The organism is Lacrimispora sp. (genome assembly GCF_032078915.1).
Lineage (GTDB): Bacteria > Bacillota > Clostridia > Lachnospirales > Lachnospiraceae > Lacrimispora.
This window is the reverse complement of record NZ_DAMAUN010000016.1, coordinates 13,522-25,714: the sequence shown is the minus strand read 5'-3', so window position 1 is coordinate 25,714 and position 12,193 is coordinate 13,522. Positions and strand designations below refer to the sequence as shown.

Sequence of the window (12,193 nt, the reverse complement as noted above, 5' to 3'; positions counted from 1 at the left end):
TTAAGCCTGAAGCTTTGCAAATACGTGAGCTACTTCCGGCATAACTTCACTGATCTTAATCATCTGCGGACATTCCTTTTCGCAGTGATGACATGCCTTACAGCCTTTTGCATTTACCGGCATGGTCTCGTATCCGGCCTTTGCCTCGCTCTCTTTATGGGCAGCCGTCATGTTATAATAAGAGAAAATCTCCGGGATCTCCAGGCCAAAGGGACAGGGGAGGCAATAACGGCATCCGGTGCAGCCCACCAAAGCCATGGAATCAAAGATTTCTTTTGCCTCTTTATAAACCTGTTTTTCGTCCGGCTTTACCATTTTGATATGGCTGCGGTCTGCATAAACCAGGTTTTCCTCAAGCTGCTTTTCGTCGCTCATTCCGCTTAGAAGAAGGCTCACCTCCTGCTGGTCCCATAAAAAATCAAGGGCATATTCCACGGTTGACTTTCCCTCCGGGAATACCTTTTTAACATGATCCGCAGGATCAGCCAGCTTTCCTCCAAGAAGAGGCTCCATCACAACCACCGCAAGTCCTTTGTCTGCCGCAGCCTTCAGTCCCTTTACTCCGGCCTGATGCTCTAAATCCACGTAGTTATACTGAATCTGGCAGAAATCCCATCCATCATAATAATCTAGGATATCCTGAAATACATCATATGAATCATGGAAGGAAAATCCAAGATATTTTATTTTGCCTTCTTCCCTGGCTTTTTCCATGCGCGTTACAAGATCGAATTTTTTGACCTTATCTTCAAAACGGTCCCTGCTTAAGGCATGAAGCAAATAAAAATCAATGTGGTCTGTCTGAAGCTTTTTAAGCTGCTCATCTAAGATCTCATCAAAATCTTCTGGCTTCTCAAGCTTCCATACCGGACATTTGGTAGCCAGATATGTTTTCTCCCGGTAGCCATCCCTTAACGCGTTTCCAACGATCCTTTCGCTTTCTCCCTGATGGTAAGGATATGCCGTATCAATGTAGTTCACTCCTTCATCAATGGCATGGCGGATCATGGACACCGCCCGTTCTTCATTCACCTGTTCCTCCTGAAGAATCGGAAGTCTCATGGCTCCAAACCCCAGGGCCGATACCTTAATTCCTGTTTTTCCAAAATCACGAAATTGCATAATCTTCCTCCGATTTATATGTATTACGGCTTTTTCTGCCCGCCGCTCTTACATTTATTGTACCATATTTCATTTCCGTACCATAGACTTTTTTCTAAATCCGAAGAATATAACGTCAGGTAAAAAGGATCAAACGAAAGCACCGCGGCAATACTGAATTTCAGTACACCGCGGTGCAAAAATACTCCCCTGTTATGCAATATCAGAGCCGGATCTGTTCTGATAATTATTTTATCTTAACTCCGGCCAGTAGTCCTTGTTCGCCTCAATCATTTCATCCAGGATCTGCTTTGCGGCCATCGCTGATGGTATGGTCTTATTTAATGTAAATGCTGCTAATGCTTTGTCATAGCTTCCCTCTATTGCCGCCTCTACGACCAATTTTTCGCAGGCCTCCTGCTGCTCGATCATTCCTTTAAAGAAAGTCGGGATTTCCCCTACTCTGGTGGCTTCCGGTCCTTCCTTGGTAATATAGCAGGGGATCTCTACCATGGCATCGTCTGGTAAATTTTTAACAGCCCCATTGTTCATGACCATAACCAGATGACGTTTCTTTAAATTGAATGCCAGGCTCATGGCTACTTCCACGATAAATTCCCCATGAACGCCGGTAAAAAACGGAGTCATATCGATTTCTCCAGTTGCTTCAAACTGTTCTGCTGCCTGGAAAATCCGTTTTTCTCTTCCATCCATAACTTCATTGGCTCTTGTATAGTTCTTATCTGAATGTTTTACAATCTCATCCCCTAACAGATAGTACTGCATGTAGGTATTGGGCAGATAATCCGGGAACATTCTCATTAAATTCTTTGCATTGTCAAAGGTGTGTTTCCAGGATGCATCATTATGCCGTACTTCACTTCTTTCATCAGGAGGCATATAGCCATGCTCTCTTACATAAGCCTTTAATTCTTCCGTCCGGTCCTCTTCTCCAACACGGATTTTTGTAAACCAGCCAAAATGATTTAACCCAAAGTAATCCGGCTCAATATCTTTTCTGTCACAATCCAAAATGTTAGCCATGTTTCTCATGATCGCTACCGGCATATCACAGATATTTAAGATTCTGGCATTTGGCCGGAGCTGATGCATTGCTTTTGCGACAATGGCCGCCGGATTGGAATAGTTTACGATCCAGTAGTCCCTGCTTGCATATTTTTCACAATAATCAATGATTTCCACCATCGGATAAATGGTTCTTAAGCCATAGGCAAGGCCGCCTGGTCCGCAGGTTTCCTGACCAACCACGCCATATTTTAAAGGGATCTTCTCATCAAGCTCTCTCATATGATACAAGCCTACCCTCATCTGGGCAAAGATAAAATCTGCATCCGTAAACGCTTCTTTGGGATCCGTTGTAAGAACCAATTTCACTTCCGGATCAAACATTTCAATAACCTTTTTTACCAAAACTCCAACCTTGTCCTGGCGTTCTTTGAAATTATCATAAAGCCTTAATTCGGAAAGTTTAAATTGATCCTTCTGATCCAGAAGGCTCTTAACAATCCCCGGCGTATAAGTACTTCCGCCGCCTACAATGACTAATTTAAACGTTCTGTTCATAGTGATTCCTCCTATTTTTGTGATTCCATCTTTTCTAATGCATCATCCACCAAGGTTCTCATTTTAGAGACGCTAAGGCCGTAAACTACCTGGACATCATTTCCCTTTTTCATAATGCCGGCGGCTCCGGTTCCCTTTAATGCCTCTTCGTCAATCCTTGAATTGTCAGCAATTTCTACCCTTAACCTGGAAAAGCAGTTTTCCAGACTTAAAATATTTTCTTTCCCGCCTAATGCTTCTACGATGATCCTGCCCTGGTTCAACCGGTCTTCCTCAGTCTCTCCGTTTCCGGTCTGTTTTGCCTTTAATTCTTTTTTTACTGCTGCTGCATTGGCATTTAGATCCAAAGCCATATCCGTATCATCCTCCTCGCGTCCCGGAGTTTTTAAGTTCAGCTTTTCAATCATAAACTTAAAGACAACGAAAATCACAACGATCTCCACAAGGCCGACCAGTACATACAAAGGCCATAAGGTTCTTCCGATTCCTGCCGGAAGATTTAATACAAGGAAATCCAGGATGCCATTGGTGGCACAGACACGGACGCCGATCAAATAAACTACCATCTGAAAAAAGCCATCCAAAACAGAATATACCAGCCATAATAAAGGAGCTGCAAAAATAAAGGTAAATTCCAGGGGTTCCGTAATTCCGGCGATCACAGCAGTTAAAGTAGCCGGAATCATCTGAGCCTTTAAGTTCGCCTTTTTCGCTTTCCTGGCTGTTACATAGAAAGCCAGCGCCACACCGATGATACCAAATGTCTTCATCAGGCCATAGGTCAGGAAACGGCTGGTATCCGGCATCATTCCGGCTGTTGGATCACTTAACAGCGCCAGGAAGATCGGCTTTGCACCAATCACGCTTTCTCCGCCGATCACCGCCTGTCCTCCAACCGCCGAATAAAGGAACGGCGACCAGATTAAGTGATGCAGACCGGTGGGGATCAAAAACCGGTTTAAGAATCCGTATACAAATACACCTGCTGCACCGGCAGTACTCATAAAACCGGTCAATGCGGATATTCCGTTTGCAACTCCCGGCCACACATAAGTCACGCCAATGCTTAATACCGCAATCACCGGAATCATGATCATGTAAACAAGCTTGCTGTTGCCATAAGGAGCGAATCCACCTTTAAACTCGGTATCACAGTGTTTGTTGTGGACAAGAGCCACTAAAACACCGATGATCATACCAAGGAACACGCCCATATCTGTTACATGAAAGCCTAACTGAATCGTTTGGCCCGTACCATATAAGGCACCGGCAGTTGCCCCTTCCACCATCTTTCCTGACAGCTCCAGCCACTTGCTGTTGGCGCCTAAGAACATGATGTATGACATCAGCGCTACGAATGATGCATCTGCTTTTTTCTTTTTTGCCATACCATTTGCAATTCCCACACAAAATAAAATACTTAAATTCCCCATAATGGAATTCAGCATACTGTTAAAAAATTTGCCTACCGTCCACATCAGTCCACCTTCTGAAACAAATGCGGTATTGGTCATGATCGCGGTTAAAGCGATCATCATACCTACGACAGGCAAAAATAACACTGGTCCAATCATCGCTTTGGAAAAGCTTTGCATGGATTTTACTACTTTATCCCTCATCTCTCATTCCTCCATATATAGTTGTTTACACTGGTAATTACCTTGTGGTGGGATTTTATCATACTTAAACACAAATCAAAATATATTCTGTATTATTCACAACATGTTGACCATATAGTGAACATATTTACTTCTGTTCCTTGTATATTTTAATGCCAGATCAGGAAAGAGACATAAAAAAGCGTTGATACTCGATTCTTATTACGAAATGAGTGTCAACGCTATCCTATTTTACATCACTTATTCCTGTTAAACTTCCATTACAAGGAACTGCCAGCCCTTTAAATGAATCCTGGTCTCGTCATAAGATACTTCCTGATCGTTATTGATCAAAACGGTCTTTGGCATCCGGGGAAGAGGAACATCCTGTGCATCTTTTTGAAAATTTCCAATGATCAGGAGTGTTTCCGGCCCTTTCCGGTAGTAAGCCATAATATTCTTTTCATCCTCAAGAACAGGTTCCAGGGTCCCATAGATGATGGTTTCCTTCCACCTGGGATGTTTCCTTAACTGGATCAGCTTTTTATAGAACATGAAAACCGAATGATCCTGGTTCATCTGGTCAGCCACATTGATATCCCTGTAATTAGGGTTCACCTTCAGCCAGGGGGTGCCGTTTGTAAAGCCTGAATTGGCCGATGCATCCCACTGCATGGGAGTTCTTGCGTTATCCCTGCTGTAACGGCTTACAATGCGAAGCGCCTCTTCCGGTGAGTACCCTGCCTCCAGAGCGGTCTGGTACTGGTCAAGAGTAGCAATATCATCCACTTCGTCAATGCTTGAAAAGACCGTATTTTCCATACCGATTTCCTGTCCCTGATAAAGAAAGGGGATTCCCCGGAGCATAAAGTTTAAACCGCCAAGCATCTTTTTGGCTTCCAGGCTGCATTCCCCTTCCGGAAGGTAATGGCTGACCCCTCTTGGCTCATCATGGTTTTCAATGATGTTGGATAAAAATCCGGTAGTGCCCACGTGCCTTTGGGCAGCAAAGCAGCAATGCTTATAATCTTCCGGAGTAATCGCTTTGGCATCGTACCAGCCCTTTTCACTTCCTCCGAATATGGTTTCATTAAAATCAAATTTGCTGGAAAAGTAACCATTTTCACCGATAAAGGCTTCTAATTCTTCCGGCTTTTCATCAAAGACCTCTCCAACGGTAAAGGCATCATGAGGCGTAAAGCAGCGGTCCCGCATTTCGCTTAAAAACTCACCGACTCCATTGGCATTGGACAGCATTTCCTGGATGCTGCATAAACCATCTGCCCGGTCCGGTTCATAATCCTGTAAGGGAAGGGCCTTTTTTATATTAATGATTGCATCGATCCGGAAACCGCCCAATCCTTTATCCAGCCACCAATTGATATTTTTATAGACTTCCTCCCGGACTGCTTCATTTTCCCAGTTTAAGTCCGGCTGTTTCTTATGGAACGAGTGGAGATACTGCTTATTGGTACCGGGAATATCGCTCCATACGGAATTCCCAAAATAAGAACGCCAGTTGGTAGGTGATTTACCGTCTTTTTTCTCACGGATATAAAAGTAGTTTCCATATTCGCCATCCGGATCGGCACACGCCTTTTTAAACCATTCATGCTCGTCGGAGCAATGGTTAACGACCAGATCCATGACGATATACATCTCCCGTTCTTTCGCTTTTTCAATGAGTTCCTCCATATCCTCCATGGTCCCGAACCTGGGGTCTATGTTGTAATAATCGGCAATGTCATATCCCTGATCTGCAAAAGGGGAAACGTAAATCGGGGAAAGCCACAGGATATCCACACCTAAGTCCTTCAAATAATCCAATTTACTGATAATCCCTTTTAAGTCTCCAATGCCGTCCCCATTGGTATCCAGAAAGCTCTTTGGATAAATCTGATAAGCTGTTTTATCATGCCACCATTTCTTAGTCATCGTATGTCAACCTCTCTTTTCAGTAGTAGCCTTATTCTACCTCTCAGAATAAGATTTGTCTTACGCTTCTATGATTAAAAAATTCACTATTTTGACTTTTCTTTCCGATATTGTAAGGGAGTCGTTCCGGTATACCTTCGGAATATTTTCAAAAAATTTCCAAGGTTGAAAAAACCGGAATCCAGGCATATGTTCATGACCGGGAGGTCGGTGGTTTCCAGTAAAGTGATTGCCTTGCGGATCCGGTAATCATTGATGTATTCGGTGGGAGTCCTGCCAAGAGCCTTTTTAAAGAAGCGGCAGAAGTACTGCTCGTTCATATTGGCATGAGAAGCAAGGTCACGGATATAAATCTTTTCCCTGTAATGGTTCCTGATAAAGGTAATGGAGGCTTTGATCAGTTCTACCCGGGTATCCGCGTTGCGGAAGGAATCGGAATACAGGCGGAACTGGTACAAGATGGAAAGCATTTTAAGAAGGGAAGCTTTGATCTGGAGCTGGGAGATCACAGCTTCAAAAACGTCTTCCTCCTGCTCTAAGCCTTCCTCTCCGCCAAAGGAATCGGTCACATTGGTAAAGCAGTCCAGGATAGATGCATAAGACGGATGATCTGGCTGAAGGCATCTGGGTAAGGAAAGCTCATTATTTTTTAGGGGATTGATTAAGTACATCTGAGCGGAGTCATAGGCGTCAAAGCTTAAAAGCCCCGGCTGGAATACGATGGCATGCTCCTCTTTTAAGCCTTTGGACTCACTGATGATTCCGTGAAGCTCTCCCGGATTGATAAAAAAAATACATTCATCCGTAATTTCATAGGACTCCATGTTGACTAATAAGCGAAAATGCCCCTTAAGGAAGTGGATCATTTCAATTTCCTCGTGCCAGTGGTGCTTTACTAAAATGCCCTTTTGCGCTGATTGTGTCCGGTAGATCCCACAGGGAAAAGAACTGGTGCCATGGGGACGTCCCTCTTTTAATTTGGATTTTATCTCTGGATTCATGATTATCCTCATTTCCCGGCCGTTTTTATGCCTTTTCGTCAGGCAGATATCCGCAATCCGCTTCGCTGCCTGATTCGGTTAAGCATACGGTATGTTACGTGTATCATAACACAGGGAGGGAAAGGGATTCAAGCAAAAGCATACTGGTCAAGAGGACATGTTTATAGTACACTTAGTAACAGAACCCAAGCCAGAATACCAGGAGGAATACAATGATCAGACGATTCCGCAGATTATCCTTTCAGTACAAAATACTGCTTACCTATTTGCTCTTACTGCTGTTTACCGTGGTTATTTTTGCCATCTGCTATATTCAAGGGGTCTCTTCTGCCCTTACCTACAACATTGAATACATGAAACAGTCGAACCAGCAGAAAAACATGAACTTAGATATTGCCATGGGAAATAACAGCTCCTTAAATCTTCTGCATCTCATCGATCCCAAGATCAATGTCATACTCCATGAAAAATCCAGCAATATGACCCCAAAAGACCGTTATGAAAGAGACTATTATATGCAGACCGTTCTTAAAATGCTCACGGTCATCAATCCCCATGTACAAAGAACAACCATCCTGACATCTGCAGGAGACACCTATTGCAGCATAAACAATATATCAGAGGACTATATCGGAAACGCATGGAAGACCATCAAAAGCGTTGATTGGAAAACAAAGAGCCAGAAATACTATACGATCCCCTATCCCCAGAAAATAGGCAATACCGCCTATTCCCTGGTAACGGTATACCACCAGCTTTCGGATATCGGCGAGTATAAGGCCTATGGATATCTGCTGGCAGACTTGGATTTTGGATCCATTGCAAAAGATTTTAATTCCACAGATGCTGCCGACGGTCTGGCATCGTCCTTTGCTATTGTATACAAAAACCAGGTCATCTACAATTCCAGAAACGCCCACATCAATCTGGAGACCGACCTTTCAGAAAAGGAAAAGCAGGAGGCCTTTCCTCATCTGGAGCAGATTGAGGCCTCCGGAAAGGGAGCAGGGGAGCTTTCTATAAATGGCACCCTCTGCATAGCCGCTGTTTTAAAAAATGACCCCACCGGCTGGTATCTGGTGCAGTATATCCCAAAGCACCTATTGATCAACACCAGTATGGAAAGCATGTTAAATGTCATGGCATGGGTAATGCTTATCCTGACCGCTGCCGGGATCTTAAGCTTTATATTATCCAAGCAGGTCAGCCGGCCGATTAAGGCACTGGCAGAAACCATGGACCAGGCAAGGCAGGGAGAAGTAAAGCTTTTAACAGGATTAAAGCCCAGGGAGGATGAAATCGGCAACTTAATTGAAATCTATAATGAAATGGGAAAGAGGATCAATGACAGCATTACCAAACTGTATATTATGCAGATCAATCAAAAGCAGACAGAGCTTAAAATGCTTCAGTTCCAGATCAATCCCCATTTTTTGTATAATGCGCTGAACACGGTTACAGCCATTGCAAGGCTGGAAGAAATTGAAGATATCCCAGCCATTACAGAAAGTCTGTCGGATATGTTCCGCTATAACATAAAAGGGACTGATTTTGTAACCGTAAAGGATGAAGTGATCCAGCTAAAGAACTATATCCGCATCCAGTCCATCCGGTTCCCCGGGCGCTTTGCAGTGAAGTATGATATCCCCGGGGAATACGAAAATAATGGGGTTATTAAATTCATCCTGCAGCCCATTGTGGAAAACTCCATTCAACATGCGTTTAAGGAAAAACGGGACCAGGACTATTTAAAGATCTCCGTATCGCCGGATTCGGAAGACTATCTTTTGATCTCTGTGTACGATGACGGGTGCGGTATGCCAAAAGAGAAGGTGGATGAATTAAACCATGCATTATGGAATACAAAAACCAACACCCTGCTGGGGGAGGATGGAACAGGCATTGGGTTAGCCAATGTAAATGCAAGGCTTAAAAACTTTTACGGAGAAGATTGCGGAATTGTGGTGGAAAGCCGGTACGGAAGCTTTACCTGCATTCACATGCGGATCAAGAGGAACAGGGAGGGATAGAATGAAGGTCATCATTGCGGAGGATGAATATTACGCAAAGAAAATGCTCGTTAAGCTATTAACTAATATGGATATGGATATCACCGTATGTTTGGAAGCCGAAACCGGGAAGCAGGCAGCAGATTATCTTGCCGGCAAGGACGCAGATCTTGTGATCACCGATATCCGAATGCCGGAAATGGACGGGCTGTCCCTTGCAAGCTATGTGGAAGAACACTGCCCGGCAACGGATGTGATTATCGTAAGCGGCTATTCGGATTTTAACTACGCCAGGGAAGCGATGAAGTATGGGGTCCGGTATTACCTTACCAAGCCGGTTAAACCCGAGGAACTGGAAAAGGCCATATGGGATATTACAAAAGCCAGAGAAGAAAAGAAAAGGCTGCTAGAGAAGCAGGTGGACCGGAGGCTTTTGCAGGAATCCCTCCAATATGTGAATATCTCCGGCATTCTTTCTAACCGGGCCCTAATGGATACCTTCTGTGATCTTTGCGGCGGACAGCTAAAGAAACGCTCCTACCAGATGGTCTTATTGCAGGGGAAACAGCGTATGAGCCGGGAGGAGGCAAAGAAGCTGGCAGAATTCTTAGAATCCGCATCAGACCACGACAATATCCAGGTCTTTTATTTCCAGCAGCCGGACGAGGTGATTGCCATGAAGTTTGACGGGCAGGAGGTGCTGTGGGACCAAACGCTTATCCGCCGGCTGAAGCAGGGACTGCCTCAGAGGGAAATAGAAATCACCTGCGGCATAAGCAGGATTTACAAAGGGGAAGAACTGCTGGGGGACGCTTACCGGGACTGTGTTTATGCCATCAACGGAAGACTGCTTGATGAAAAGACCAGAGTGTTTGAATATGAACCGGAGCTTTCCATGGAACAGATCTTAACACAGCAGGAGGAGCTGTCGATCTACGAAAGTGTGATGAAGGGAAGCTACCAGCAGGCAGAGACTGCTCTCCGCCAGTTTTTTGAAACATGCAGGTCGGGACGCTGGAATGTATATTCCTTATACAGCGGAATCATGCAGATTTTTTCCGTAATCAGCAGAGCCTATTGCAGCAGGGAGGCTTCTTCTGAATCAGAAGAGGTAAACCGGTATCTTCTGTTTTCCTTCAAATCAGATCTTTATCAGTTCCGGACCATGGAAGAGCTTGAGCGGTATATGTTTAAAATCCTGGAAAACACCTGCGGCTCCCAGGAGGAAAAAGGAAGCATCATCGAGGAGATCAAGAATTACGTATCCTTAAACTTCCGGTACGAGATTTCCTTAAATGAACTGGCAGCCCATAAGTATTTTCTGAATTCCAGTTATTTAAGCCGTTTGTTTAAATCAGAAACAGGGATGAACTTTTCCAAATACTTAATCACCTACCGTATGGAACGGGCAAAGGAGCTTTTAAAAAATACGGTTTTTAAGATAAACGAAATCGCCGATTATGTAGGCTATAATGATACCTCGTATTTTATCCACACCTTCAAACGCCTTTATCAGATGACCCCCGAGCAATATCGCGCCCAGGAAGAAAAAAGGTAAAAAATGTTTTACGAAACATCTCAGATACCTTATATAGGCGGCTGCGATTTGTTTTGTATAATGGAACTACCAAATAACAGGAAACAGAAAGGGCGAGGATGATGTATATGAAAATGAAAAAAATGTTGGCAGTTGGTTTGACCTGCTCCCTGGCAGCGATGCTGGCTGCAGGATGCAGTGAATCAGGCAAGACCTCAGGCAAGAGTTCCGATTCCGGAGTCGCACACCTGGAGTTTTTCTCTTCAAAAATGGAAAATGTATCTACCATGCAAAAGCTCGTGGATAAATTCAACACACAGAATACCGATGTCCAGGTCACTCTAAATTCCCCGGCAGATGCGGGAACTGTATTAAAAACCAGGATGACCAAGGATGATCTGCCGGACATCATCGCCTATGGCGGCGATAACATCTATACGGAACTTACGGAAGCTGGGATCTTATTGGATTTAAGTGACCAGGAAGTATTAAAGACCATAAACGATTCTTATATGCAGATGGTCTATGATATCAATGGGGACAAGGCGGAAAAGGCATACGGTATCCCGTTTGCTACTAACGCTTCCGGAATCATCTATAATGCAGATCTGTTTCAGCAAGCAGGTGTAACGGTTCCTGAGACCTGGGATGAGCTCATTGAGGTATGCGAAAAGCTGACCGCAGCAGGCATCCAGCCCTTTGAATTAAGCTTTAAGGATAGCTGGACCATCTTACCCTCCTGGAACTCTCTGGCACCTGCAACACAGCCCGAAGGCTTTTTAGAGGCGAAGAAAGAAGGAACAGCTGCTTTCCTTGGCACCCATGAAGAAGTTTTGGAAAAGTACAGCAAGCTGGTGAATTATGCCCAGACAGACTTTATGGGAACTTCCTATGATGACGGCAACCGCAGCTTTGCAAATGGCGAAGCCGCAATGTTAATTAACGGCGTGTGGACCGTACCTGAAATCAAAAAAACCAATGAATCCATCAATCTTGATATGTTTGCTTATCCGGCAACCAATGATAAGAGTAAAAACAAGGTTGTATCCGGGATCGATGTCATGCTTATGGTGACAAACCAATGCAAAAACCCGGATGCTGCCAAGCGTTTTGTGGCATTTATGCTGGAACCGGAAAACAGCCAGCTCTATATAAACGAGCAGTTTGCATTTTCTCCGGTGGAAGGCGTTGTACAGGAGGATGCTTCGGTGGCCGGCCTGGCAAAGGATATTGCAGATGGAAAGGTTACGGATTTTGTAGACCATTATTATCCCAACGGTTATAATCTGTCCGCTATTTTATCCGAGTTTTTCTTAAACAAGGCAAATGGTATGGATGAAAGCGAGAACATAGCTGCAACACTGAAAAAGTGCGATGAACAATATGATATCCTCAATACCCGTTAAGCCTGGTAAAAGGAGGATAAGG

8 protein-coding genes are annotated in these 12,193 nt (G+C 44.2%); 3 read left to right on the top strand and 5 right to left on the bottom strand.

Features of this window, described 5'->3' with window-relative positions; genetic code table 11:
* The 5 genes from RT269_RS08570 to RT269_RS08550 form a co-directional block, all read right to left on the bottom strand.
* Nucleotides 1-1,122: an aldo/keto reductase gene (locus RT269_RS08570; protein WP_313181884.1), complete on the bottom strand. Its 1,122-nt coding sequence runs from the start codon at nt 1,120-1,122 to the stop codon at nt 1-3.
* Between the two features lie 231 nt (nt 1,123-1,353).
* Nucleotides 1,354-2,685 carry a 6-phospho-alpha-glucosidase gene (locus tag RT269_RS08565; protein ID WP_313181883.1) on the bottom strand — a complete coding sequence of 444 codons (1,332 nt, stop codon included), beginning with the start codon at nt 2,683-2,685 and terminating at the stop codon, nt 1,354-1,356.
* An 11-nt stretch (nt 2,686-2,696) separates the two neighbouring features.
* The gene (locus tag RT269_RS08560) at nt 2,697-4,304 is read right to left on the bottom strand and encodes a PTS transporter subunit EIIC (protein ID WP_313181882.1); all 1,608 of its coding nucleotides are present in this window, start codon (nt 4,302-4,304) and stop codon (nt 2,697-2,699) included.
* 249 nt (nt 4,305-4,553) lie between these two features.
* Nucleotides 4,554-6,218 carry a glycoside hydrolase family 13 protein gene (locus RT269_RS08555; protein ID WP_313181881.1) on the bottom strand — a complete coding sequence of 555 codons (1,665 nt, stop codon included), beginning with the start codon at nt 6,216-6,218 and terminating at the stop codon, nt 4,554-4,556.
* Nucleotides 6,219-6,304: 86 nt separating this feature from the next.
* Nucleotides 6,305-7,219 carry an AraC family transcriptional regulator gene (locus RT269_RS08550; RefSeq protein WP_313181880.1) on the bottom strand — a complete coding sequence of 305 codons (915 nt, stop codon included), beginning with the start codon at nt 7,217-7,219 and terminating at the stop codon, nt 6,305-6,307.
* Nucleotides 7,220-7,431: 212 nt separating this feature from the next.
* Here RT269_RS08550 and RT269_RS08545 point away from each other — a divergent pair, with 212 nt between their 5' ends.
* From RT269_RS08545 to RT269_RS08535, 3 genes are all read left to right on the top strand, one after another.
* Nucleotides 7,432-9,249: a sensor histidine kinase gene (locus RT269_RS08545; RefSeq protein ID WP_313181879.1), complete on the top strand. Its 1,818-nt coding sequence runs from the start codon at nt 7,432-7,434 to the stop codon at nt 9,247-9,249.
* A gap of 1 nt (nt 9,250) precedes the next feature.
* Complete coding sequence (locus RT269_RS08540; protein ID WP_313181877.1) at nt 9,251-10,786, top strand: response regulator; 1,536 nt, start codon at nt 9,251-9,253, stop codon at nt 10,784-10,786.
* Nucleotides 10,787-10,893: 107 nt separating this feature from the next.
* Entirely contained in the window at nt 10,894-12,171 is a 1,278-nt protein-coding gene (locus tag RT269_RS08535) for an ABC transporter substrate-binding protein (protein WP_313181876.1), read from the top strand.
* Nucleotides 12,172-12,193: the final 22 nt, after the last annotated feature.